At 72.3% G+C, this 25,068-nt stretch carries 20 protein-coding genes; 9 read left to right on the top strand and 11 right to left on the bottom strand.

Translation table 11 applies throughout. The features are described from left to right. Nucleotides 1-92: 92 nt before the first annotated feature. On the top strand, nucleotides 93-1,748 hold the full coding sequence (locus IH26_RS56670) for a histidine kinase (protein WP_051809591.1): 1,656 nt from the start codon (nucleotides 93-95) through the stop codon (nucleotides 1,746-1,748). Beyond that, nucleotides 1,745-2,422: a response regulator gene (locus IH26_RS0143550; RefSeq protein WP_030442178.1), complete on the top strand. Its 678-nt coding sequence runs from the start codon at nucleotides 1,745-1,747 to the stop codon at nucleotides 2,420-2,422. Before IH26_RS56670 ends, IH26_RS0143550 begins: the two co-directional genes overlap by 4 nt. Nucleotides 2,423-2,622: 200 nt before the next feature. On the opposite strand, the gene IH26_RS0143545 is transcribed toward IH26_RS0143550, so the two are convergent. From IH26_RS0143545 to IH26_RS0143535, 3 genes are all read right to left on the bottom strand, one after another. Continuing rightward, nucleotides 2,623-3,951, bottom strand: a complete 1,329-nt coding sequence (locus IH26_RS0143545) for a cellulose binding domain-containing protein (protein ID WP_030442177.1) — start codon at nucleotides 3,949-3,951, stop codon at nucleotides 2,623-2,625. Nucleotides 3,952-4,078: 127 nt separating this feature from the next. After that, on the bottom strand, nucleotides 4,079-4,480 hold the full coding sequence (locus IH26_RS0143540; RefSeq protein ID WP_211268866.1) for a cupin domain-containing protein: 402 nt from the start codon (nucleotides 4,478-4,480) through the stop codon (nucleotides 4,079-4,081). Beyond that, nucleotides 4,473-5,111, bottom strand: a complete 639-nt coding sequence (locus tag IH26_RS0143535) for a TetR family transcriptional regulator (protein WP_034217248.1) — start codon at nucleotides 5,109-5,111, stop codon at nucleotides 4,473-4,475. The genes IH26_RS0143540 and IH26_RS0143535 overlap by 8 nt, the downstream gene beginning before the upstream one ends. A 66-nt stretch (nucleotides 5,112-5,177) precedes the next feature. On the opposite strand from IH26_RS0143535, the gene IH26_RS0143530 reads away from it, so the two are divergent. Next, on the top strand, nucleotides 5,178-6,350 hold the full coding sequence (locus IH26_RS0143530; protein WP_030442174.1) for an FAD-dependent monooxygenase: 1,173 nt from the start codon (nucleotides 5,178-5,180) through the stop codon (nucleotides 6,348-6,350). 90 nt (nucleotides 6,351-6,440) lie between these two features. Here the strand turns inward: IH26_RS0143530 and IH26_RS0143525 are convergent, their stop codons facing one another. Beyond that, nucleotides 6,441-7,049 (bottom strand): TetR/AcrR family transcriptional regulator, encoded by a 609-nt coding sequence (locus IH26_RS0143525; RefSeq protein ID WP_245665946.1) that lies wholly within the window; start codon nucleotides 7,047-7,049, stop codon nucleotides 6,441-6,443. A 22-nt stretch (nucleotides 7,050-7,071) separates the two neighbouring features. After that, nucleotides 7,072-8,661 (bottom strand): MFS transporter, encoded by a 1,590-nt coding sequence (locus tag IH26_RS0143520; RefSeq protein ID WP_030442172.1) that lies wholly within the window; start codon nucleotides 8,659-8,661, stop codon nucleotides 7,072-7,074. 159 nt (nucleotides 8,662-8,820) lie between these two features. Between IH26_RS0143520 and IH26_RS0143515 the strand changes: the two genes are divergently transcribed. After that, nucleotides 8,821-11,010, top strand: coding sequence for a putative bifunctional diguanylate cyclase/phosphodiesterase (locus tag IH26_RS0143515; protein ID WP_030442171.1), 2,190 nt, complete (start codon nucleotides 8,821-8,823; stop codon nucleotides 11,008-11,010). On the opposite strand, the gene IH26_RS0143510 is transcribed toward IH26_RS0143515, so the two are convergent. Then, entirely contained in the window at nucleotides 10,980-12,257 is a 1,278-nt protein-coding gene (locus tag IH26_RS0143510) for an acetyl-CoA C-acetyltransferase (protein ID WP_030442170.1), read from the bottom strand. The two genes, IH26_RS0143515 and IH26_RS0143510, sit on opposite strands and share 31 nt — an antisense overlap. 47 nt (nucleotides 12,258-12,304) lie before the next feature. Here IH26_RS0143510 and IH26_RS0143505 point away from each other — a divergent pair, with 47 nt between their 5' ends. The 5 genes from IH26_RS0143505 (at nucleotide 12,305) to IH26_RS0143485 (ending at nucleotide 19,059) form a co-directional block, all read left to right on the top strand. After that, the gene (locus IH26_RS0143505) at nucleotides 12,305-13,615 is read left to right on the top strand and encodes a 3-oxoacyl-ACP reductase (RefSeq protein ID WP_030442169.1); all 1,311 of its coding nucleotides are present in this window, start codon (nucleotides 12,305-12,307) and stop codon (nucleotides 13,613-13,615) included. Between the two features lie 4 nt (nucleotides 13,616-13,619). Next, the gene (locus tag IH26_RS0143500; protein WP_030442168.1) at nucleotides 13,620-14,447 is read left to right on the top strand and encodes a MaoC family dehydratase; all 828 of its coding nucleotides are present in this window, start codon (nucleotides 13,620-13,622) and stop codon (nucleotides 14,445-14,447) included. A gap of 48 nt (nucleotides 14,448-14,495) precedes the next feature. After that, nucleotides 14,496-15,707, top strand: a complete 1,212-nt coding sequence (locus tag IH26_RS0143495) for an acyl-CoA dehydrogenase family protein (RefSeq protein ID WP_030442167.1) — start codon at nucleotides 14,496-14,498, stop codon at nucleotides 15,705-15,707. After that, nucleotides 15,707-17,239 (top strand): AMP-binding protein, encoded by a 1,533-nt coding sequence (locus tag IH26_RS0143490; RefSeq protein ID WP_030442166.1) that lies wholly within the window; start codon nucleotides 15,707-15,709, stop codon nucleotides 17,237-17,239. The genes IH26_RS0143495 and IH26_RS0143490 overlap by 1 nt, the downstream gene beginning before the upstream one ends. A gap of 131 nt (nucleotides 17,240-17,370) precedes the next feature. Beyond that, nucleotides 17,371-19,059: a GGDEF domain-containing protein gene (locus IH26_RS0143485; protein WP_084599624.1), complete on the top strand. Its 1,689-nt coding sequence runs from the start codon at nucleotides 17,371-17,373 to the stop codon at nucleotides 19,057-19,059. Between the two features lie 106 nt (nucleotides 19,060-19,165). Here IH26_RS0143485 and IH26_RS0143480 read toward each other — a convergent pair whose 3' ends face one another. From IH26_RS0143480 to IH26_RS0143460, 5 genes are all read right to left on the bottom strand, one after another. After that, nucleotides 19,166-20,110 carry a helix-turn-helix domain-containing protein gene (locus IH26_RS0143480; RefSeq protein WP_030442164.1) on the bottom strand — a complete coding sequence of 315 codons (945 nt, stop codon included), beginning with the start codon at nucleotides 20,108-20,110 and terminating at the stop codon, nucleotides 19,166-19,168. An 8-nt stretch (nucleotides 20,111-20,118) separates the two neighbouring features. Then, nucleotides 20,119-21,114 carry a serine hydrolase gene (locus tag IH26_RS0143475; protein WP_030442163.1) on the bottom strand — a complete coding sequence of 332 codons (996 nt, stop codon included), beginning with the start codon at nucleotides 21,112-21,114 and terminating at the stop codon, nucleotides 20,119-20,121. Between the two features lie 171 nt (nucleotides 21,115-21,285). Next, nucleotides 21,286-22,863 (bottom strand): rhamnogalacturonan lyase B N-terminal domain-containing protein, encoded by a 1,578-nt coding sequence (locus IH26_RS0143470; protein ID WP_030442162.1) that lies wholly within the window; start codon nucleotides 22,861-22,863, stop codon nucleotides 21,286-21,288. Continuing rightward, on the bottom strand, nucleotides 22,818-23,909 hold the full coding sequence (locus IH26_RS0143465) for a hypothetical protein (protein WP_030442161.1): 1,092 nt from the start codon (nucleotides 23,907-23,909) through the stop codon (nucleotides 22,818-22,820). Before IH26_RS0143465 ends, IH26_RS0143470 begins: the two co-directional genes overlap by 46 nt. Next, nucleotides 23,906-25,042 (bottom strand): glycosyltransferase family 87 protein, encoded by a 1,137-nt coding sequence (locus tag IH26_RS0143460; RefSeq protein ID WP_030442160.1) that lies wholly within the window; start codon nucleotides 25,040-25,042, stop codon nucleotides 23,906-23,908. The genes IH26_RS0143465 and IH26_RS0143460 overlap by 4 nt, the downstream gene beginning before the upstream one ends. Nucleotides 25,043-25,068: the final 26 nt, after the last annotated feature.

Genomic DNA, 25,068 nt, shown 5'->3' with positions numbered 1-25,068 from the left:
GATGCCGCACCGCCGCGCCGGGCACATCGGACCACGGTCCCTCATACCGTGGTCCGAGGCGGCCACGGCCCGCCGCGGCTAATCTGGCCGCCGTGGACCGCATCCCCCGGCTGAGCAGCCGCCAGTTGATCGCGCTCGACGGCCTGGCCGCGACCGCGTATCTGGCGCTGCTCGCACCCACCGCGGTCGTCGGCAGCGACCTGCCGGCGCGGGTTTCGCTCCCCCTCATGCTGGTGATCGGCGTGCCGGTGGCGGTGCGCCGCCGGTGGCCGCTGCCGGTCTTCCTGGTCGTCTTCGCCGCCTCGGTGGCTGCGCTGGCTCTCGGGCTGCTGGCCGATCCGTTCGTGGCCGCCGCCTACGCGCTCTATCCGGTGGGCCTCGCCACCGGCCGCGCGCGGCTCCCCACCAACCTGACCGGCGCGGTCGCGATCGTCATCCTCGTCGTCGGGTCGGTCGCCGGCACACCCCACGGTGCCTCGCCCCGCCTTCGCACCGCCGTGCTCGGGGTCGGCTTCCTGGCCGGCACGTGGACGGCCGGCCAGGTCGTGCGGGCGCGCCGGGCCGAGGCGGCCCGCGCCGCGGCCGAACTGGCCGACCGCGCGGCCGCCGAGGAGCGGCTGCGCATCGCGCGCGAGTTGCACGACGTCGTCGCCCACAGCATGAGCATCATCGCCGTGCAGGCCGGGACGGCGAACCACGTGATGGCCATGCGACCCACCGAGGCGCAGGAGGCGTTGCGGGTGATCGAGTCCACCAGCCGGGCCGCGCTGACCGAGATGCGCCAGTTGCTCGGCGTGCTGCGGTCCGGGGCGGAGGGCGTGGAGTTCGCCCCGCTGCCCGGCCCGTCCGGCCTGCCGACGCTGGTCCGGCGGGCCGAGGAAGCGGGCGTGCGGGTCAGGCTCGATCTGCGCGGCACCGAGACGTTGCCCGGCGGCATCGCCCTGTCGGTCTATCGGATAGTTCAGGAGGCCCTGACCAATGTTGTTCGTCATGCCGCACCCACCAGCTGCGAGATCTCAGTGACCGTCGACGCCGGCGAGGTCCGCATCGACGTGACCGACGACGGCCCACTCGCCGCCCCGACCGCGGACGGCCGCACGCGGTCGCGGCTCCCACCGCCGGGCGCGGCAAGCGCGAACGATCACGCCCCGCCACAGACGCCACCGCGCGGCGAGGCAAGCGCGGACGACCATGCCCAACCACAAACTTCGCCGCGCGGCGAGACCAGCACGACCGATCACGCCCGGCCGCAAGCCTCGCCGCGCTGCGAGACCAGCGCGACCGATCACGCCCGGCCACCAGGGCCGCCGCGCGACGAGGGACGCGCGAGCGACCATGCCCGGCCGCAAACCTCGCCGCGCGCCGAGACCAGCGCGACCGATCACACCCGGCCACAGACGCCGCCGCCCGGCGGGGCAAGCGCGGACGATCACGCCCGGCCGCAAACGCCGCCGCCCGGCGAGGCAAGCGCGACCGACCACGCCCCGCCGCGAACGCCACCGCACGGGGAGGCGCGCGCGACCGATCACGCTCGGCGAAGCACGCCACGGCATGACGGCTCGCGCACGGGCAAGCAGGTAGGGCAGGGCGTGGACGACCGGGCTCGGGTGTCCGCGGGCGGCGGGCGGATCGGGCACGGGCTGATCGGTATGCGGGAGCGGGTGTTGATGTACGGCGGGTCGTTTCGGGCTGGGCCGCGGCCGGAGGGCGGGTTCGCTGTGTTCGCACGCCTACCCTATGAACCGTGACCGCGCCGATTCGCGTGCTGATCGCCGACGACCTTGCACTGGTTCGGGGCAGTTTCCGGCTGCTCGTGGAGACCACGCCCGACATGGAGGCGGTCGGCGAGGCGGCCAACGGGATCGAGGCGGTCGAGCTGGCGGCACGGGTGCGGCCCGATGTGGTGCTGATGGACATCCGGATGCCGGAGATGGACGGCATCGAGGCCACTCGCCGCATCTGCTCCGCGCGGGTGCCCGGTTGCGGGCCGCGGGTGCTGGTACTGACCACGTTCGACCTGGACGAATACGTGTATGGGGCTCTTCATGCCGGGGCCAGCGGCTTTCTGCTCAAGGATGCGCCGCCGGCCGACCTGCTCACCGGGATCCGCATCGTCGCGGGCGGGGAGGGTTTGCTGGCGCCGACCGTGACGAGCCGGTTGATCTCGGAGTACGCACGGAATCCGCCGCCGGTCCGGCCGGTCGGTCGCGAGGTCGAGGGGCTGACCGACCGGGAGCGTGATGTGTTGCTGCTGATCGCGCGTGGCCTCTCGAACCCGGAGATCGGCGACCACCTCGGCCTGCGCCCCGCCACGGTCAAGACGCACATCGGTCACCTGCTCGCCAAGCTCAACGCCCGCGACCGCGCCCAGTTGGTGATCGCCGCCTACGAGTCCGGCCTGGTTGTCCCCGCGCCAAGCTGACGGCGACGACCCAGCCCGGCGGCGGGTGGACGCATGCCAGGCTGGGCGGACACGGAGCGGCCCGACAACGGCGCACGCTTCCACCGCACGGGGCACGAGCCACCGCACGGGGCACGAGCCACCGCACGGGGCACGAGCCACCGCACGGGGCACGAGCCACCGCACGGGGTGTGGGCCGCCGCGCCGGGTGTGGGCGGTTGTCAGGGGCTGGTGCAAGTGACGGTTACTGCGGCGGGGGTGCCGGAGCCTGTGTAGCCGAAGGACGTTGAGGCGTTGGCGGACAGGGTGCCGTTCCAGGATGCGTTGTGGACTGTCACGGTGGAGCCGCTGGCCGCGTATGTGCCGTTCCAGAGTTGGGTTACCTGCTCGCCGTTGGTGAAGGTCCACTTGGCGGTCCAGCTGGAGATCGGGGCGTTGCCGGCCTTCACCGTCACCGTGCTCTGGAAGCCGCCCGACCAGGAGCTGACCACGGACGAGGACGCGCTGCACGAGCCGGCGGGCGCGGTTGTCGGCGGCGTGGTGGGAGCGGTTGTGGGCGGAGTTGTGGGTGCCGTGGTGGGCGGGGTGGTCGGTGGCGTGGTGGGCGGGGTCGTCGGGGGCGTCCCGCCGTCACTCGTCGTATAGGTGGTGGCCGTGTATGCCGGGGAGCACTGGGTGCCACAGGCGGACGGGAGCGAGAAGCTGTACACCCGGCCGTTGTTGATGAGTTGGTCGTTCACGTCGCGTATGCGGATCTGGAAGTTGGTTGCTCCGGAGGTCAGGCCGGCGATGATGTACGACTGGCCCATGTCGCTGTTCATCTTCGCGGTCTGCCAGGTGCCGCCGGAGTAGTACTCGACCGAGTGGATGCCGTTCGCCAGGTGCGACACGGCGATCGCCGGCCAGTAGGCCTGGGCGCCCTGCAGGAAGCCGATTTTGATGTCGCCGGTGTAGTTCGGGGCGGCCACGTACTGCCAGCTGATGTGCCGGTTGTTCCAATGGTTCGGGTACATGTCGCCGACCGCTGTGCCGTTCAACGCGAACCTGTTCAGCGAGTCCTTCGCCAGATCCAGGTGGTACGGGTCGTCCCGGCACCACGCGTTGGAGTCGCCGCAGCTGTCCGCGACGATCATCGTCAGGGTCGCGCCGTTGTAGGCGTCGCTCGTCCACGAGCCGTTGCGGCAGAACGGCTGGTTCTGCGCGCCGTCGTTCACGCCGGTGCAGTAGTCGCCGATCGTCACCTGCACGTACCGGCCGCAGTTCAGGCCGTTGTTCCACTGGCCGACCCTGGACGCGTCGGTGACCGGCCGCGGGTAGAAGTTGTAGTCCCCGGGCGTGTTGTAGACGTTCAACGCGACGAAGTCCGGCGAGTCCAGCTGAGCCTGGGGCAGACCGCAGCCACCGTACGGCGCGCCCAGCGCATCGAAGTACGTGGCGTTGCCGGTGACGGTGGCGGCGCCGGCCGGCAGCTGGAACTGGAAGGCGAGCAGCACGAGCGCGGCGGCGGCCGCGACCGCCACCGCGAGACGACGATATCGACGACGGACCATGACGGGGTTCTCCTTCGGACGGCCGGCCGGTGGATGGCGGCATCGCGACTGGGAGCGCTCCCACGGTCGCGGCGTCAGCATAGACCCGGCTCGATGAAAAGGTCCAGAACGGAGCCGAAGGGAAGGCCTAGAAGGTGGGCTCCCACGGGCCGTCGACCGGCGTCGCCTCGGTGAGGCTCGCGACCGGCCACGGCGGCATGGTCGCGGCGACCACCTCCAGCCCCGCCGCCCCGGCCCGGAACTGGAACGCCGTCCCGACCGGGATCGTCAGGCAGACCCCGGGCCGGAGGCCGACGGTCTCGGTGATCGATCCCGAGCGCCGCCACATCGTGCCGTCGCCGCCCACGACGTACCAGATCTCCTGCACGGTCGCGTGCACGACGGCCCGCGCCACCTCCCCGGCCGCGAGGCTGAAGTGCGCGAAACTGCCCGCTCCGGGAATGACACACAGCGGCCGTACGGCCGAACCGTCCGGCGCGTCGACCACCGGCGCCCCGTCCAGGGTCAGCGTCTCGAACGGCTCAAGCACGCGACTCCTCCCGCACACCGTCAGCGGAGGCCGTCCACGGGGCGAGCGCGATCTCGGTCGCCCGCTCGACGGCCATCTTCAACTCCTCCGGATCGTCCGGCCGGTCCGGATCCTCGAACAATGCCAGCAGCGCCCCCGTCACCGCCCCGGTCAGCGCGCCCGCCAGCGCCGCCGCCGAGACCGCGTCGAGCGAATCCGGATACGCCGCCTGCAGGTGGCGGGCGATCTGCCGCTGCCCGTCCAACTGGATCTGCAGCCCGCGCCCGAGGATCGCCGGCACCTCCCGCATCAGCCGCATCCGCAGCCGCGCCGTCGGCCCCGTGATCTCCGAACTCTCCGCGGTCACCTCGCGCAACGCCCGCACCAGCACCTCGGCCGGCCCCTCCGACGGCGACCGGTTGTCGATCGCCGTCAGGGCGGCGCGCACCCGCACGTCCGCCTCGGGGAACAGCACCTCCTCCTTGCTCGGGAAGTAGCTGAAGAAGGTCCGCGTCCCGATCTCGGCGGCGGCCGCGATGTCGGCGACCGTCGTCCCCTCGTACCCGTTCCGCTCGAAGAGGTCGACGGCGGCGTCGACGACGGCCTGCCGGGTCCGGGCCCGTTTCCGTTCACGCAGCGACACGACCCCCATCGTACGGCACGCATGGCGGATCGGCACTCGTTGCAATGTTGCACTCGATGCAGTTACGCTCGATCCATGAGGACGATATTGATCGTAGGGGCCGGCGTGGCCGGTCCGACCCTGGCGTACTGGCTGGCCCGCGCGGGTTTCCAGCCGACGGTCGTGGAGCGCGCGCAAGGTCAGCGCTCCAGCGGCAACCCGGTCGACGTGCGTGGCCCGGCGCTTCCCGTCGCCGAGCGGATGGGCATCGTCCCTGCGCTGCGCGAGGCCGCCACCACGGTCACCGCCATGCGCCTGATCGACGCACGCGGCCGCCGCGGCCGGCGCCTGCCGATGCCGGCCGGCCGCAGCGCGGCCGGGACCGAGGAGATCGAGGTGCCGAGGGCCGATCTCGCCACGATCCTGTACGAGGCGGCCCGCGACCACGCCGAGTTCCGGTTCGACGAGACGGTCACCGGATTCGCCCAGGACCCGGACGGCGTCGACGTCACCTTCGAGCGCTCCGCGCCGCGCCGGTTCGACCTGGTCGTCGGGGCCGACGGGCTGCACTCGACCGTCCGGCGGCTCGCGTTCGGCCCCGAGGAGCAGTTCGTCCGGCATCTCGGCGTCTACGTCGCGACCACCCCGCTCGGCGAGCCGGTCGACCACCCCGACGAGGCGCTGATGTACAACACGCCCGGCCGGCTGATCTCCGTGCATCCGTCCCGGGACCACGCGTTGCTGGCGTTCATCTTCCGGGGCGCGGCCATCCCCGGGTTCGACCATCGCGATGGCGCCCTGCACAAGCGGGTGCTGCTCCAGGCGTACGCAAATGACCGGAATTGGCTTGTTCCGGAGTATCTGGAGCGGGTCCGATCGGCGGAGGACCTGTATTTCGACAGCGTCGGCAAGGTGGTCCTGCCGAGCTGGACGACCGGGCGGATCACGCTGCTCGGGGACGCGGCGGCGTCGGTGTCACTGTTCGGCGACGGGTCGAGCATGGCGATGGCCGGCGCCCGGACACTCGCCGACGCGCTCAGCGAGACCGCGACCCCGACCGCGGCGGGCGGCAGAAGCAGCAGCGATCCGGGGACGGCGCTCAAGCGCTACGAGACGGAACACCGCCGGCGCACCGGCCCCAAGGGCCGGAACGCCCGCCTCTCCGCCGCGCTGGTGGTGCCGAGCACCCGCCCGGGCATCGCGCTGCGAAATGCCGCGGCCCGCCTGGCAATCCGTGGCGGGAAGCAAGCCGCGCGGCAACCTGCCTGAGAAAGAACGCGGGGAGTAAACAGGCCGCCCAGCGGCCCGAAGACGGGCCGCGAGCCACGACGCGTTGAATGTTGATGGGGAATGTGAGGTTCACGCCGCGGCGCCGCGGAGGAAGGCGTCGACCAGGGCCTCCGCGAAGCCCTCCGTCGGCACCGCGAGGTTCCACTGGAACGTGTTCTGCATCATCGACGGGCCGTTGAGCATCAGCAGCGAGAGCTCGACATCGAGATCGGCCCGCAACTCGCCGCTCGCCACCCCGCGCCGCAACACCTGGCGCATCACGTCGCGGCGCGGCTCCATGACCGCCCGCCACATCTGATGCAGCCCCTCGTCCTTCAGGAACTCCGGCATCAGGCACACCGTGGCCTGCCCGAACCGCAGCGAGCGGCCCGTCCGCGACGCCTTCAGCAGCATCACCAGATCGTCGCGGACCGACTCGCCGGCGGGCACCGGCAGCGGCCCCTTCATCGAGGCCACCGCGTCGATGATCAGCGCTTCCTTGTTGGGCCAGCGGCGGTAGATCGTCGCCTTGCCGACCCCGGCCCGCGACGCGACCGCCTCGATCGAGATCGCGGCGACGCTCTGCCCGCCGCTGAGCATCTCCAGCACCGCGTCGAGGATCGCTTCGTCGGCCTGCGCGCTGCGGGGCCGGCCAGGAGCCTTGCGGTCCTGGCCGGTCTCGTTGACAGCCGTGGTCATGGCGTTCATTGTTACTTACGCGTCACGCCTCGACCAGTTCCACGCCCTGCTCCTCGGCCAGACCCTCGGCCGAGGTGGCGGCGGGCGCGGCTGCCGGACGCTTGCCGGGCAGCCACAGCACCGCGACCAGGGCGCCGAGCAGCGCCACCACCACGCTGCCGATCGACGCGTAGTGCATCGCGGTGAGGAACGAGTCGTTGGCGCCGTGGATCAGGCCCGGACCGGCGGCGCCGGCCTTCTCGGCGACCGCGTACGCCCCCGAGATGGACTCGCGGGCGGCTCCCGCCGCGGCGGCCGGCAGGCCGTCGGTGGCCGAGCCGAGGTGGTCCCGGTAGACCGAGGAGAGGATCGCGCCGAGCGCCGCCACGCCGAGCGCACCGCCCAGCTGACGGATGGTGTTGCTGACCGCGGAGCCGACGCCGGCCTTCTCCCGGGGCAGCGCCGCCATGATCGACTCAGTGGCCGACGGCATCACGTTGGCCATGCCGACGCCCATCAGGAAGAACGCCGCGCCGACGATCCAGATCGGCGTGGTCGCGCTGATGAACAGCCACATCGCCAGGCCGGCCGCGACCAGCAGCAGGCCGACGGTGCTGACCGCCTTGGGGCCGAACCGCTTGACCATCGCCGCGCTGCGCGGCGCGAACACCATCTGGGCCACCGCGAACGGGACGAACAGCGCGCCGGAGGCCAGCGGACCGTAGCCGCGGACCAACTGCAGGTAGAAGGCGCCGAAGAACATGGCGCCCATGGCCGCGAAGAAGACCAGGCCGATCATGCCGGTCGAGGCCGCGAACGTCTTGTTCCTGAACAGTCGCACGTCCAGCGACGGGAAGGCGACCCGGCGCTCCCAGGCGACGAAGCCGGCGAGCACGACGACCGAGGCGGCCAGCGTGGACCAGGCGAGGGTGTCGCCGAAGCCGTCCTCGCCGCCCTTGATCACGCCGTACGTCAGGAGGCCGATGCCGATGATCGACAGGAGCACGCCGACCACGTCGATGCGGCCCGGCTTGGGGTCGCGCGACTCGGGGATGATGATCAGGCCGAGCACGATGCCGACCACCACGATCGGCACGTTGATCAGGAAGACCGAGCCCCACCAGAAGTGCTCGAGCAGCAGGCCGCCCACGATCGGGCCGATCGCGACGCCGAGGCCGACCGCGCCGGCCCAGACGCCGATGGCGCGGCCGCGCTCCTGCGGCGCGAAGACGTTCGCGATGATCGACAGCGTGGCCGGCATGACGGCCGCGGCGCCGAGACCCATCAGGGCGCGGGCGCCGATCAGCTGGCCGGCGGAGTCCGCGTACGCGGAAGCCAGCGACGCGATCCCGAAGAGCGCGAGGCCGGTGATCAGGGTGATCCGGCGGCCGAGCCGGTCGGCGAGGATGCCGGCGGTGAACAGCAGGCCGGCGAAGACCAGGGTGTACGAGTTGATGGCCCACTCGAGCTGGCCCTGGGTGGCGCCGAGCCCGCGCACGGGGTCGGCGATGGTGCGCAAGGCGACGTTGAGCACCGTGTTGTCCAGCACGACCACCAGCAGGCTGATGACCAGGACGCCGAGGATGACCCAGCGCCGAGGGTGGCCGGTTTGCACAGCGGCAGGAGTGTCCATGTGGTTCCCCGCAATTTCGAAACGAGACGGTTCCGTATCCGAAGAAGACCCTAGGCCCCCGGGAAGCGAAACGGAACGTCTCCGTATCGGAATGTGAGGCAACCCACCTGCTACCGGCCGGATCCTGTTCCGCACGGATGACGCGCCGATCAACAACACGTGACGACCGGGAGGCTCGGCTGGCTGCGCAACGCGGGCCGGCTCGGCGACGACGATTGGGCTCGCCGCCATCGGCTGCTGACCATGCTGCTCGCCGCCACCGTCATCGGTCCAACGATTTTCGGCGCGTTCCTCGGCGGCGGCCTGGCCGGGCCGTGGCTGGTCACGGTGCTGCTGGTGCTGCCCTGCGTGCTCGCCGCGGCCCGGCTGCCCGGCCGCCGGCCGCCGTCGGTCGCGGTGGCGCTCGGTTTCACCGTGGGCTGCGGCGGCCTCGTCGCCATGTGCCACGGCCGCCCCGAGGCCCGTTTCGCCTTCTACATCGTGCTGGCGGCGCTCGCCCTGTACCGGGACTGGGCGCCGTTCGGGGTCTTCCTGGTCGCCACGACGGTCGTCACCGGCCGGCCGGACCCGCCGCTCACCGCGGCGCTGCACGGCGTGGCGCTCTTGATTGCCGCCTCCTTCCAGGTGGCCGGCTGGTACCTGACCACGGCCGAGGAACGCCGGGCGCAGGAGAACCTGGACGACTCCCAGGCCCAGCTGACCGCGGCGTTCGACGAGACGCCGGTGCCGATGGCGATGTTCGCGCCGGACGGCCGGCTGCTGCGTACCAACGCGGCCTACCGGCGATGGCTGGGCCTGCCCGAGGTGCTGCCGCCCGGCTTCACCGTCCGGGACCTGCCGCTCACCGCGATCGAGGGCCTGCCGCCGCTGTTCGACGAGATGGTCGCCGGCCGCACGAAAACGCAGACCCGCGCCTACCGCCGGCACGACGACGGCTCGACCATGTGGGTGGAGGTGCACGGCACCGCGCTGCACGACAAGGCCGGCCGCGTACGGCTGATGGTCGCGCACAACGTCGACGTGACCGTCACCCGGCGCCAGGAGGAGGAGCTGCGCCACCAGCTGCGGCACGACGCGCTCACCGGGCTGCTCTCCCGCCAGGGCTTCGAGCAGGACCTGGCGGCGATGATGGCGGCCACGCCCGGCCCGGCCAGCATCCTCTACCTGGACGTGGACCGGTTCAAGTCGGTCAACGACGGCTCCGGGCACGCGGCCGGCGACCTGGTGCTGCGCTCGATCGCGGCCCGGCTGCGCGGCCTGGCGCCGTGCGTCGCTCTGCTGGCCCGCTTCGGCGGCGACGAGTTCGTGGTGGCGCTGCCGGGCGACCTCGAGGCGGGCGTGGCGCTGGGGCACGCGATCGTCGCCGAGCTCGCCGAGCCGACCCCGGTCGACGGCCACGTGCTGGCCCTGTCGGCGAGCGTGGGCCTGGCCGTGGCCAGCGACGCGGGCCGGGCGGAGGACGCGGTGCTCTCCGCGGACACCGCCATGTACGCGGCCAAGCGCGGTGGCGGCAACCGGATCAAGGTCTTCAGCGACCGGATGCGGATCGCCGTGCAGGGCCGGATCGCGGCCGAGAAGCTGCTGCGCGAGGCGCTGAACGGGGACCGCCGGGAGACGCTGCCGGTCTGGTTCCAGCCGATCGTCTCGGCGTCGACCGGCGAAATCATGGGCGCCGAGACACTGGTCCGGATGCGTACGCCCGATGGGGTCCGGCACGGCCCGGCCGGCTTCGTGCCGGCCGCCGAGGAGACCGGGCTGGTCGTGCCGCTCGGCGAGCACGTGCTGACCGAGGCACTGCGCCACCTGGTGGCCTGGCGTGACCGGCTGGGCTACGTGTCGGTCAACGTGAGCCCGCGCCAGCTGGGCGAGCCGGGCTTCGTGCCGCTGCTCGCCGGCCTGCTCGCCGCCAACCCGGGCATCGATCCGCACCGGCTGGTCCTGGAGATCACCGAGACCGCACTGCTGGCCGCCTCGGTCGACGTCCACGAGCGGCTGGCGGCGATCAAGACCTTGGGCGTACGCCTGGCGCTCGACGACTTCGGCACCGGCTACAGCTCGCTGACCTGGCTGCAGTCGGTGCCCGCGGACATCGTGAAGCTGGACCGCTCGTTCGTGGCCGGGCTGTCCGCCGACGCCCGCAAGGCCTCGATCATCCAGGCCGTGCTGTGGCTGGCCGGGTCGCTGGGCATGTCGGCGGTGGCCGAGGGCGTCGAGGAGGAGGCCGACTGGCACGCGCTGCGCGAGGCCGGCTGCCCGCATCTGCAGGGTTACCTGTTCGGCAAGCCGATGCCGCCGGCCGAGTTCGCGACCGTCCTCGCTCAGCGCTCCAGGATGGCCACCACGCCCTGACCGCCGGCCGCGCAGATCGAGATCAGGCCGCGGCCGGAGCCCTTCTCGGCCAGCAGCTTGGCCAGGGTGGCGACGATCCGGCCGCCGGTGGCCGCGAACGGGTGGCCGGCGGCGAGCGAGGAGCCGTTGACGTTGAGCTTGGCCCGGTCGATCGAGCCGAGCGGCGCGTCCAGGCCGAGCTTCTCCTTGCAGAACGACGGCGACTCCCAGGCCGCGAGGGTCGCGAGGACCTGCGACGCGAACGCCTCGTGGATCTCGTAGAAGTCGAAGTCCTGCAGGCTCAGGCCGTTACGGGCCAACAGCCTCGGGACCGCGTACGCCGGAGCCATCAGCAGCCCCTCCTCGCCGTGCACGAAGTCGACCGCGGCGTCCTCGGCGTCCACGAACCACGCCTGCACCGGCAGTTTGCGCTGCTCGGCCCACTCCTCACTCGCCAAGAGCACGGTCGAGGCGCCGTCGGTCAGCGGCGACGAATTGCCCGCGGTCATCGTCGCCTCCTCCTTGCCGAAGACCGGCTTGAGCTTGGCCAGCTTCTCGATCGTGGTGTCGGCGCGCAGGTTCTGGTCCTGGGTGAGCCCCAGATACGGCGTTACAAGATCATCAAAGAAGCCGTTTGCGTACGCCGCGGCCAGGTGCTGGTGTGATGCGAGTGCCAGTTCGTCCTGATCCTGGCGGGCGACGCCCCACTTGAGCGCGGTGATCGCGGCGTGGTCGCCCATGGACAGCCCGGTGCGCGGCTCGGCGTTGCGCGGGATGGCCGGCTGGAACGCCTGCTGCGGACGCAGCCGGGCCACAGCCTTCAACCGATCCGGCAGCGTACGGGCCCGGTTGAGCGCCAGCAGCGCCCGCCGCATGTCCTCGTTGAGCTGCAGCGGCGCGTCCGACGTGGTGTCCACGCCGCCGGCCACGCCGGCGTCGATCTGGCTCAGCGCGATCTTGTTGGCGACCAGGATCGCCGCCTCCAGGCCGGTGCCGCAGGCCTGCTGGATGTCGTACGCCGGGGTGCGCGGGTCGAGCCGCGAGCCGAGCACCGTCTCGCGGGTCAGGTTGAAGTCGCGGGAGTGCTTGAGCACGGCGCCGGCCACCACCTCGCCGAGCCGCTCCCCCGCCAGGCCGAACCGGGCGACCAGGCCGTCCAGCGCGGCGGTCAGCATGTCCTGGTTCGAGGCCTCGGCGTACTTGCTGTTCGAGCGGGCGAACGGGATCCGGTTCCCACCCAGCACGGCGACACGACGCACGCTCTGCACGACAATCTCCTTCACTTCGGAACCCTACTCGCGAGTAGGCTACGCGCATGGGAGACAGATACGCGAGCTTCGCGAACTCTGGAGTGGGCCGCGGCGTCGTCAAACGGCTCGGGCTGCCCGATCCGCCCCGCCTGCGGCGGTACCAGGTCGGCGACCCGCTGACGAACGGCCCGGTGCTGCTCGGCGCGGCGACCGGCGGCCGCTTGGCGGACGTGATCGGCAAGCTGTTCGACACCACCACAGCCTTCGATGAGCAGACCCGCTACGGAGCGCTCGTCTTCGATGCGACCGGGATCACCGATTCGACCGGGCTGCGCGCGCTCTACGACTATTTCCACCCGGCCGCCCGCTCGCTGCGGAGCTCGGGCCGGGTGGTCGTGCTGGGGACGCCGCCAGCCTCCGCGGCCACCCCGCGCGAGGCCACCGCGCAGCGCGCCCTCGAAGGGCTGACCCGCAGCATCGGCAAGGAGTTCGGCCGCGGCATCACCAGCCAGCTCGTCTACGTCGAGTCCGGCGGCGAGCAGGCCATCGAGTCCACCTTGCGCTTCCTGCTCAGCGGCCGGTCCGCGTACGTCTCGGGCCAGGTCATCCACGTCGGCGCCGGCAGCGCGCCGGCCCCGGCCGACTGGGACCGCCCGCTCGCCGGGAAGACCGCGCTGGTCACCGGCGCCGCCCGGGGCATCGGCGCGGCGATCGCCCGGGTGCTCGCCCGGGACGGCGCCGAGGTGATCGCGCTGGACGTGCCGGGCGCCGGGGACGCGCTCGCCGGCGTGGCCAACGACGTGCGCGGCCGGGCGATCCAGCTCGACCTCACCGCGCCGGACGCGCCTTCCCGTTTGGCCGGGCATCTCACCGGGCTGGACATCCTGGTGCACAACGCCGGCATCACCCGGGACAAGACGATCGCCCGGATGGACGAGAGCCGGTGGGACTCGGTGCTCGACGTCAACCTGTCCAGCCAGGAGCGGATCAACGACCTGCTGCTCTCGGAGAACCTGATCAACTCCGGCGGCCGGCTGATCGGGGTGGCCTCGATCGCCGGGATCGCCGGCAACCGCGGCCAGACCAACTACGCCACCAGCAAGGCCGGGGTGATCGGGCTGGTCCGGTCGATGGCGCCGGTGCTCGCCCCGCGGCACATCACGATCAACGCGGTGGCGCCCGGCTTCATCGAGACCGCGATGACCGCGAAGATGCCGTTGTTCCTGCGCGAGGCCGGCCGGCGGATGAACAGCATGTCCCAGGGCGGCCTGCCGATCGACGTGGCCGAGACCATTTCCTGGTACGCGTCGCCGGGCTCGGCGACCGTCACCGGCAACGTGGTGCGGGTCTGCGGGCAGAGCCTGCTGGGGGCGTGAACCGATGGCCGTGGTCGAGCTCTCCTCGGATCCGTCCGGCATCTACCTGAAGGCGGCGCTCGGGCTGCTGCCGTCGCGGCGCGGGTCGGCGCTGCCCGACCGGGAGATCGTGCGGCGCGGGGTCACCGTCTCTCCGGCGCACCTCGCGCAATATGACCGGGTGTGCGGGTTCCGGCTCACCGACACGCTGCCGGCGACCTATCCGCACGTGCTGGCGTTCCCCCTCGCGATGACGCTGATGACCGCGTCGGACTTCCCGTTCCCGGCGGTCGGCATCGTGCACGTGGCGAACCGGATCACCGTGCGCGGGCCGCTCTCCGCCTCCTCGACCCTCGACCTCACGGTGCGTGCCTCGCACTTGCGGTCGCACGACCGGGGCCGGGTCTTCGACATCCTGGCGACGGCGAGCGTCGACGGCGAACAGGTGTGGAGCGGCGTCTCGACGTACCTCTCGAAAAGCTCGTCGAAGAGCAAGGGGAAGCGGGACCATCCGCCCGCGCCGGCGCCGACGGCCGTCTGGAAGGTGCCGGCCCGGGTCGGCGGCGACTACGCGGCGGTCTCCGGCGATCACAACCCGATCCACACGTCGCGGATCGGCGCGAAGCTGTTCGGCTTTCCGCGGCCGATCGCGCACGGCATGTGGACCAAGGCGCGGGCGGTCGCGGCGCTCGAAGGACGGCTGCCCGCGGCGTACACCGTGGACGTTTCCTTCAAGCAACCGATACTGCTGCCGGCGACGGTCGGATTCACCGCCACCGAGCGCTCGGACGGATGGGATTTCCGGGTGGACGGAAAGCGTCCGCATCTTGCGGGCCAGGTTACGCCACCGTAATGTTACCGGCGAGTACGATCCGTCTCGGTCCGAGGGGTGTCCGCGCGCATGGAGTTCTGGCTCGACCTCAATGAGGAACAAACCGACCTGCGCGATTGGGTGCACGGATTCGCCGAGGGCGTGATCCGGCCCGCGGCGTCCGAATGGGACGAACGCGAGGAGACGCCCTGGCCGATCCTGCAGGAGGCGGCAAAGATCGGGCTCTATGGGTTCGAGTTTCTCGTGAACACCTGGTCGGACATGTCCGGGCTCAGCCTGCCGCTGGTGAACGAGGAGCTGTTCTGGGGCGACGGCGGGATCGCGATGGCGATTTCCGGTACGTCGCTGGCGGTGGCGGCGATCTATGGCTCGGGCACGCCGGACCAGCTGGTGGAATGGGTGCCGCAGTGCTTCGGTGACGCCGCCGAGCCGGCCGTCGGGGCGTTCTGCACGACCGAGCCGGAGGCGGGTTCGGACGTCGGGTCGATGCGGTCCCGGGCGGTGTACGACGCCGTCAAGGACGAGTGGGTGCTCAACGGGCAGAAGGCGTACGCGACCAACGGCGGCATAGCCAACGTGCACGTGGTCACGGCGTCCGTCGACCCGTCGCTCGGGTCGCGCGGGCAGGCGGCGTTCATCGTGCCGCCGGGCACGCCCGGCCTGGTCGGCACGAAGAAGCTGAAGAAGCTCGGGCTGCGGGCCTCGCACACCGCGGACGTCTTTCTCGATGACGTACGGGTGCCGGGGCACTGCCTGCTCGGCGGCAAGGAAGCGCTGGACGAGCGGCTGGAGCGGGCCCGGTCGGGGCAGCGCGCCTCGCGGCAGGCGGCCATGCGGACGTTCGAGTTGTCCCGCCCGGCGGTCGGGGCGCAAGCCATCGGCATCGCCCGGGCGGCGTACGAATACGCGCTCGAATACGCGAAGAACCGGGTGCAGTTCGGGCGGCCGATCATCGAGAACCAGGCGATCGCCTTCGCCCTCGCGGACATGAAGATGGAGATCGATGCGGCCCGGCTGCTCGTGTGGCGGGCGGCGTGGATGGGCCGCAACGATCGGCCGTTCGACGCCGGCGAGGGGTCGATGTCCAAACTGAAGGCCGGCGAGGTGGCCGTGGCGGTCACCGAGAAGGCGGTGCAGATTCTGGGCGGGGCGGGCTATCTGCGCGAACATCCGGTCGAGCGGATGTTCCGGGACGCCAAGATCTACACGATTTTCGAGGGGACCAGCGAGATCCAGCGGCTGGTGATTTCCCGGGCCATCTCCGGAATGCAGATCAGGTAGTGGACGCGCCCTTCGTGATCGCCACGATGGCGCGGCGCGGGCTGTTGAGGCCGGGGCCGCCGCATCGGGTTGTGCAGCAATTCGTCGAACTGGGCCGGTGGGGCTACGGGCTCGCCGGGGAACTGCGGCAGGCGGCGGTCCGGTCCCCTTCCCAGGTCGCGGTCGTGGATTCCGCGGGGGCTTCCTACACGTACGGGGAAATGCTTGATCGGTCTTCCCGGCTCGGCGTGGCCCTGCCGATTTCGGCGGGCGACCGGGTCGGGGTCCTGTGCCGCAATTCGGCGGACATGATCGTCGTGCTGGTCGCGGCGGCGTCGGTCGGGGCGGATCCGGTTCTGATCAATACCGGGTTGTCGGCCGCGCAGCTTTCCGCGGTCATCGAGGCTCAGGGGCTCAAGTCGGTGGTGCACGATCCCGAGTTCGCCCCGCTTCTGTCCGAATTCCCCGGAGCGATCGATATCGAGCGAACCTCCGAGCTGATCTCGTCGTCGCCGGCGACCGTCTTGTCGCCGCCGGCCCGGCCGGGGCGCACGATCGTGCTGACCTCGGGGACGACCGGGATGCCGAAGGGGGCGCAGCGGCCGACGCCCGGCGGCTTCAGCCCACTGTGCTCGATCATCGACCGGATCCCGCTGCGGGCCGGGGTGCGGATGATGATCGCGGCACCGCTGTTCCACACGTGGGGCTTCGCGGGGCTGCAGATCGCGCTCGCGCTGCGGGCCACGGTTGTGCTGCGGCGGCGGTTCGAGCCGGCGCCGGTCGTCGAGTTGATGCGGGAACAGGAGTGCACGGCGCTGATCGCGGTGCCGGTCATGCTGCAGAGCCTGATGGAGCTGGAGCCCGGCCTCCCGCTCCCGGCGCTCTCGATCGCCGCGGTCAGCGGCTCCGCGCTGCCGGGCGGGCTGGCGACCCGCTTCATGGACCGCTACGGGGACATCCTCTACAACCTGTACGGCTCGACCGAGGCGTCGTGGGCGTCGATCGCCACCCCGGCCGACCTGCGGGCCGCGCCGGACACGGCCGGCCGGCCCCCGCACGGGACGGTGGTGGCGGTGCTCGGGCCGGACGGTTCCCCGGTTCCGCCGGGCACGACCGGCCGGCTGTTCGTCGGCAACGAGATGCTCTTCGAGGGCTACACCAACGGCAGCTCGCGGGAGTTGCGCGACGGCCTGCTGGCCACCGGCGACCTGGGGCACGTCGACGAGGCCGGCCGCGTCTACGTGGACGGCCGCGAGGACGACATGATCGTCTCCGGCGGCGAGAACGTCTTCCCGTCCGAGGTCGAGGGCCTGCTCGCCGACCTGCCCGAGGTCCTGGAGTGCGCCGTGATCGGCGTCCCCGACGACGAGTACGGCCAGCGCCTGGCCGCCTACGTCGTCCTCCGGGAGGCGGCGGCCCTGGAGGCGGAGGCGATCCGCACCTATGTGCGGGCCAACCGGGCCCGCTTCTGCGTCCCCCGCGACATCGTGTTCCTGGACGCCCTCCCCCGGAACGCCACCGGAAAGGTAGTCAAGCGCGACCTGCCTCGGTGATCCCGCGCGCCGGCGCGTGTCTGCTTTCCGCTCCCGGACGACCGTTACTAAGCGAGCGCTTGCCCTCGGGTGATCGAGTCTGCTTCGCTTGCTGTGGTTGTTCCGTCGCTGATCGCATTGGAGCGTCGCCCATGCAGGACTCCTCGCGGCGGGCCGCGCGCTTGCTGGAACGCGCACGGGCCGGCGAGGCCGACACCGTGTTGGCCGAGGTGACGGCCGGGCTGCGTACGCCCGGTGGTGATCTGGCCGGGATGCACTTCGTGCGGGTGGTCGCGCTGATCGTCCGGGGCGACCTGCGGGCGGTCCTCGACGGGGTCGAGCTCATGCTGCACGCCGCCGACCGCGAGGGCAGCCCCGGCTGGCGGGCCTGCGCCCTGGCCACCCGCGCCTCCGAGCGGCTGCGGCTCGGCGAGCGGGACGGCGACGAGTACGACGTGGACGCCGCGCTCCGCGACCTCTCCGCCGCCGAGACCGCCCTGCTGCGCGAGACCGACCCGGTGGCCGCGGTCAACGCCCGGGTCGGCATCGCGGCCGGCTACCTCCAGCTGCGGCTCTACGAGCTGGCCGGCCCGCAGTACGAGGCCGCCTACGAGCTCAGCGCCGCCTCACCCGAGCGGAACGGCAACCGGGCGATGTGGCTGTCCAACCTCGCCGGGATGCACCTGCACTGGGCGCTCGAGCTCTACCAGGTCGGCGAGGTCGCCGCGGCCAAGCAGCACACGGCGTCCGCCGAGCGGTTCGCGCTGCGCGCCGCGGCCGAGTCCGCCGGCCCGGAGGCCGCGACCTGGCGCGAGATGGCCCTGCTGATGGCCGCGTGCTCGCGCGCCGACCGGGTCGACCCGGCCGGGGCGGCGGTGGCGATCGAGCGGCACACGGCCACGCTGCTGGCCCGCGGGATCGGCCCGGCGATGCTCGCCTTCAGCGCGCCGTTCCGGGCCGTGGCGCTGAAGCGGTCGGGCCGCCTCGACGAGGCCCTGGCGGTGATGGCGGAGGCGGTCGCCAAGCTGCCGCCCGACTCCGGCTGGCTGATCACCGCCGCCACCCACCGCACCCACGCCGTGCTGCTGGCGGCCCGCGGCTCGGCCGACGCGGAGGCCGGCCTCGCCTACGGCGACACGCTCGCCGCGGCCCTGTGGCGCCAGCGCCAGCACACGCTGCACACCGCGGCGACGCTGAAGTCGCTGGAGGCGCTGCGCGCCAAGCACGAGCAGGCCACCCGCGCCGCCGACCTGGACCCGCTGACCGGCATCGCCAACCGCCGCGCCTTCGACCGCGCGGTCCGCCGGGCCCAGGCCCTGCCCGGCGCCGCCGCCACCACGGTCACCGTGATGATCATCGACACCGACAAGTTCAAACAGATCAACGACACGTACGGCCACCCGGCCGGCGACACGGCCCTGCGCGCGATCGCGGCCGCCCTCTCCGCCGAACTCCGCGACCAGGACCTGATCGCCCGCCTCGGCGGCGACGAGTTCGGCGTCCTGCTGCCGGACGCCTCCCCCGCCGCCGCGGCCGGCGTCGCCGTCCGCATGCTGACCGCCGTCCGCGCCCTCCCGGACTGCCCCGCCACCATCAGCATCGGCGTGGCGGCGGCCCCCGCGGCCGCCCTCGGCGACGCCCTGCACCGCGCCGACCAGGCCATGTACGAGGCCAAACGCGCCGGCGGCGACGCCATCCGCTCGGCCCACCGTGACGCCCACCGCGACGCCCACCGCGATGCCCACGGCGATGCCCACCGTGACGCCCACCGCGATGCCCATGGCGACGCCCACCGCCACCAGCTCCACCACGACCTCCGCCACCCCGAGCCGGCCCCCTGACCCACCGGTGGAGCCGCTACCAGGTCACCGAGTCCAGGTAGAAGGAATACCCGGGCGCACGTCGTCCACGGCCGCGCGGGCCTGAGCCGGCCGCACGGACCGGGCGCTACCAGCTGACCGCGTCCACGGCGACGACGCGCGGCACGTCGTTCTCGGCGTACGGCTGGATGCCTATGCCCGCCACCTCGGACACCGGCGGCACCGTCCAGGTCACCGTCGTCCACCTGGTGCCGCCGGAGATCGGCACCTCGCTGCCGTTGCCGGGCGTCTCCGGCGCCCACACCGGCCGGGAAACGGGATCGTAGACGAAGAACCGCACCCCGTTGCTCGGGTACGACGTCCACAGGTGCATGGTCACCCGCATGCCGCTGTGCAGGCTCCGCAGGCCGTGCGTGGTGCCGAAGGCGACATAGCCCTTGGCGGAGGCGCCGGTGATGCTCACCTCGTAGGAGTGCGCACCCTCGTACGCCAGCGAATCGGTGACCCGGCCGGACGCCGCCTGCGAGCCCCACAGGATCGACCAGCGGTCCTGCGGGCTCTCGAACCCGAACCGGAGCGTGCCCTGGCCACCGCCCGGCCGGAACGCCGCCGCGGTCAGGCCGGCCGCCAGCAGCGCGAGCACCGCGACCAGGGCGGGCCAGCGGCGCCACCACCCGCGGGCCGGCCGGGCCGCCGCCGGCGCCGGCGCATCCTCCGGCGGTCGCGTCCCGCCCGCGCCGGAGGACACATCGGAGGACGCACCAGAGGACGCACCGGAGGACGCGCCGGAGGACGCGAGCAGCAGCGCCGACTGCTGGCCGGCGCGCTCGGCCAGGGCGGCCACGCGCAGCCGGCGCAGGCTGCCGTCGTCGACCTCGAGGACCTTCTCGCAGGCGACGATCAGATCCTCCGGCGGGATGCGGCGGCCGTGCTCGTAGTCGACCAGCGTGCCGTGCGCGGTCAGCCCGACGCGCTTGGCCAGCGCCCGCAGCGACATCCCTTGCGCCAGGCGCCGGTTGCGCAGTGCGGCACCGAGCGCCCTGGTGGCTTCGTTGCGGCCGGCCCCATCCATGATCGCCGTCAGCCGCCGTTGTTCGGGGTGAACGGTTCGATGCGTTCGGCGCGGGCCGACCGGAGGGCGGTCGCCGCCGCTCCGGTCGGGAGGTTGTCCATCATGGTGCGGCCCAGCTTCGCGTGCGCCTGCACCGCCGGGTGGGTCGAGCCGTAGTTGTCCAGGTCGCCCAGGCCCTCGGCGAACATCGCGTACGTCAGCTTGGGCAGGCCGTCGGGACCGAACATGATGCCGGCCTCGTGGCGGGAGGCGCCCAGGGTGTTGAAGTCGGCGCCGTACTTGGTGGCCACCCGGCTCCGCTCCTCCGACGACATTACCCGGCGGACGCCGTCCATGTAGCCGTTGATCCAGCGGGTGATGCTCAGCAGGAACGTGCACGACTGCGGCGACAGCAGCGTCTTGGTGGCCAGCCGCCAGAGCAGGTCGTGCATCTCGCGTGGGGTCGTGACGCCGAGGAAGAACCGGTTCGGGTTGGCCACCGGCTGGACCCGGGTGTAGGTGAAGCCCTTCGCGGCCAGGATCTCGTTGACCTCGGCGGCGGGCACGACCCGGCCGCACATCCGGACCGCCGTGTTGTCGGAGACCAGGAGCATCGCGGTCAGGAAGTTCGCGATGGTGATCTCGTCGCCCCAGACGGTGTGCAGGAAGTAGATGCCGCTGCCGCCGAGGATGATGTCGGCCTGCAGGTCGAGCTTCTGGCCGAGGGACAGCTCACCCCGGTCGATCTTGTCCATGACGGCGGTCGCCACCGCGAGCTTCTGCACGCTGTAGCCCTGCGTCACGTGGTCGATGTCGTCCTCGACGATCGGCACCGGCGTGCCGGTCGCGTCCACGCCGGCGATATGGGAGTGCCAGGTGCCGCCCGCTTTCGCCTTCTCCCGCTCGTACGTCGCCTTGATGCAGGCCGGCCCGCTCGGCGCGGCCTCGGCCGGCGTGCCGATGGCGAGCGCGGCCGAGGCGGCGCCCAGCCCGAGTGCGGTGCGGCGGGTGAACTGCATGGACATGTGACTCCCCGGGACAGGTGACGACGGAAATCGGCAGGCGTCAACCTATCGGACGGGATCAACCGAGAGGCGCGGGATCAACGAAGAGGCGCGGGATCAACCGAGAGGCGCGGGCGACGGGCCGGTCGTGGGACGCCGGACCGCCGCCCGCGACATGGGGGCGGAAAAACGTCAGGCGGGATCGATGGCGATCGCGTCGAAGATGAAGTTGGGGCTCAGGAACGTGGCGCCGCTGCTACCGCTGAGCACCGAGATGGACAGCGTGTTCGTGCCGGTCTTCAGCGCGCTCCCCGGCACCGTGAAGACGTACGTCGCGTTCACCCCGCGCCACGTCCCGCGGGTGACGCCGCGCGAGTCGAGGTTGACCGGGGCGGGCGAGGCGGACGCCGGCGAGGTGAAGCCGCCGATCGCGATGGCCGGCCGGGCCCCGGCGAAGCTTCCGGTGGTGGCGATCCGTACGCGTACGCCCGCGGCGGGAACGGCCGTGAGCGGAAAGCTCAGCGCGACCGGCGAATTGACCGACTGGAAATCGGCCATCGGCAGCGTCGCCGCCGAGGTCGCCGTCCCGGTCCACGCCGACATCCGCGGGTCGGACGGGTGCATCGTCTCGATCTTGTCGGCGTTCTTGAAACCGGCCGGCGTGCCGTCGAACGTCCCGATCTGCAGCAGCTTCCCGGTGGCCGGTGCCGACCCGGTCATCGCCAACGTCGCGGTCGCGCCCGCCGTCACGGTGACCGGCTGGGTCGCGCCGACCGCCAGCTCACCCGAGTAGAGCGTCGCCGTGTACGTACCCGGCCGGATGTGCCCGATCAGGAACTTCCCGGCCTTGACCGGCCCCCAGTACTGGCCGTTCGGCCCGGCCAGCGCGACCGTGCCGCTCGGCGCCGTCCCGCTCACCCCGCCGCGCTGCGCGTCGGAGAGCAGACCGGGGAGGTACGCGGACAGGAAGTCCAGGCTGTGCCCCGTGGGCAGCGCCCCACCGGTGACCGCCAGCGCGTACGGCCCGTGTAGCCCCAGCCGCAACGACTCGGTCTGGTAGTGCCCGCTGAACATGTAGTGGGTGATGTTCACGGCCGAGCCGGTGTCGTTGACCTCGATGTCCCGGAAGAACGGCCCGCCGGAGGTCATCTCGTTGGTGCCGGGCTGCACGAAGACCCCGTGCCCGCTCCCGCTCGCGCCGAACGGCTGCTCGACGATCAGCCGCTGCGAGCTGTAGAACTTCGACGCGGTGGTGCCGTCGGCGAACCGGAAGACGTCCGAGCCCTCGACCGCGCTCACGCTGCCGACCGTCCGCGCGGCCACCGGCGAGCTGGTCAGGATCTTCGGGTTGAGCCGGGAGATGAACCGGGCCTCCCCCGGGTTCAGCGCCTTGGTGATGTTCGTGGCGATGTAGATCGTGTTGTCGTGCTTGCGGGCGAAGTAGTACATGGTCACGCCGATCGCGCTGTTCGCCGCACTGACCAGGATCGCGCCGTTGCCGAACGTCTTGCTCGTGACGGTCGCCGACTTCCAGCCCGACTCGAACTGCCCGGCGGCCTGCCCAGGGGCGGCCAGCTCGGTGCCGTTGTGCCTGAGCGACGTCAGGTTCCCGTTCGCCGAGTCGACCACGAAGGTCAGGCCGCTGCCGGTGTCGTAGCTGATGTTGCTGGCCGCCGAGGCCCACGGCTGCCCGCCCAGCAGCCCGATGCCGGCCACCGCGGCCGTCACGGCCAGCCCGCCGGCGAGCAGGGCCCGTCCTTTGATCGACATGTCTGGCTAGTGGCCGGAACTCCCGGAAAGGTTGCCACCCGCGCCCGGGTTTTTCCGGTCACCGCGACCAGCAGCGCGAGACAGGCCAGCCCGGCGGCCAGCGGCCAGGACACCGCCTCGCCGAGCAGCACCGCGTAGCCCAGCGCGGCCGCCGGCACCCACCGCCGCATCAGGGCGATGAGCAGCAGCGATGCCACCGCCGCCGGGTACCAGTAGTAGGGATGCGCCACCGGGTCGGTGGCCACCCGCAGCAGCGTGGCGGCCAGCGGCACCACCGCGATCGCCGTCCGCCGGCCGCGCATCCGCCACGCGGCCAGCGCCACCCCGGTGATCATGACCAGTCCCTGCGCGGGCCGCAGCCACCAGCCGGCCGTGCTCAGCCCGAGCAGCGACGCGGCCGTGCCGGGCGCGACCGCCCACCGGTACTGGAACATCGCGAAGTGCCCCGTGAGCGCGCACGGCAGGTACCAGGCCACGCTCAGGACGGCCGCGAGCGCTCCCAAGCCCAGCGCTCGCCACGCCCGGCCCGTGGCCAGCAGCGCCGGAATGCCGATGATCGCCCAGGGCGCGATCGCGACGCCGAGCGCGAGAAGACCCGCTGCCGAGAGATCACGGCCGCGACGGTGACAGACCATGGCGTACGCCCAGAGCACGGGCACCAGGATCTCCGCGGGATGACCGTTCCACGGCAGCGGCGCTGCCACCCAGAGCAGGGCCAGGAGGCCGGCCGCCGCCTCCCGCCGCAGGTCGCCGCGGCAGAGCCACATGATGCCGGCCACGAAGGCGGCCGACCACACCGCCACGACCGGCGGCCAGGGTGTGCCGTCCGGCGCCGCACCGGCCGTAAGCAGGCGGCTGATCAGCAGCTGCACCGGGCCGGCCTGGTTCCACGGCTGGGCGTAGACCTCGCCGAACCGCCCCCGCAGCAGCAGGTCACCGGCCCGCGCGAAGTCCGCCAGATCCGGCGTGGCGGTCGGCGTGAGCAGTCCCAGGAGCGCGGCGAGCAGCGCCGCGACCGCCCGGCGGTACCGGATCAGCAGCGTCACGCCGGCGCCAGGGCAAAGGCGGGCGCGGGACGCCGGACCAGCAGCGCCCCGAGCACCAGAAGCTCGGCGAGAACCAGCCAGCTCTGCCCGTCCGCGGTCCGCCCGAGCAGCAGCGTCAGGTATCCGGCCGGCGCCGCGAGCAGCGCCAGCCCCGGCACGAACGGCCGGACCGGCGGCCGATCCACGACGACGTGCAGCAGGACTACCGCGTACCCGATCAGCAGGAAGTGCACCTCGGAGATCCCCCCGGCCAGAAACGTACCGAACAGCAGCACCGCTCCCAGCCAGATCGGCGACGGCCGCCCGCCCGCGCGCATCTCCCGGTACACCACTAGCACCACCGCCACCAGCGTCACCACGGCCGCCGCCACCCCGACCGCGTACGGCGCGTGCCGCCCCTCCGCCCAGCCGCGCAGCGACAGGTTGTTGACCGCGTTGTCGCCGTGCAGGTTGGTCCCGGTGAGGCAGTAGCGCAGCACACTCGGGAAGGCCTTCCCGCCGGGCACCAGCCCCACCGCGAGCAGCAGCAACGCCCCGCCCGGCAGCATCGTCCGCACCAGCGGCCCCCATTGCCGGTGCAGCGCCGGCACCAGCACCAGCGGCGCCAGCAACGGCTTGACCAGCAGCGACGCCGCCAGCAGTGCGCAGCCGAGCACCCACCGCCCGCGCCGGCACGCGAGCAGCGCGCCCACCGCGACCGGCACCAGCAGCTCGCTGAGGTTGCCCAGGAACAGCGACCGGTTCGCGATCACCCCGCCGAGCAGGCCCATGACCGCGATCCCGAAGATGGCCGGGCGGCGCGACGTCGGCGCCTGGCGGGCCACGATCCCGGCCGCCAGCAGCAGCGCGGCGAGGCCGGCGAGCACCCAGGCGACGAAGCCGGCGGTCAGCGAGCCGAGCGCGGTCGGCAGCAGCAGCACCGCGGCCGTCGGCGGGTACACGAAGAGCGGATCGGTGAAGACGGACTGCCCGGCCAGCAGGGCCTGGGCCGCGTTGCGCAGCGGCAGGTAGTCGATCCCGACCGCCACCCAGCCGCCGAGCACGTCGTTCAGCTCGAGCCCGATGAAGAGCACGGCGACGGCGATGATCAGCAGCCCGCCGGTCCGCGGCGGGATCCGGCGTAGCGGTTCCACCCCCGCAGAGTCGGAAAGCGCGGGCG

Source organism: Actinoplanes subtropicus (assembly GCF_000721705.1).
GTDB classification, from domain to species: domain Bacteria; phylum Actinomycetota; class Actinomycetes; order Mycobacteriales; family Micromonosporaceae; genus Actinoplanes; species Actinoplanes subtropicus.
Note: the sequence above shows the minus strand (reverse complement) of the source record. Positions and strands in the feature narration are given on the sequence as shown.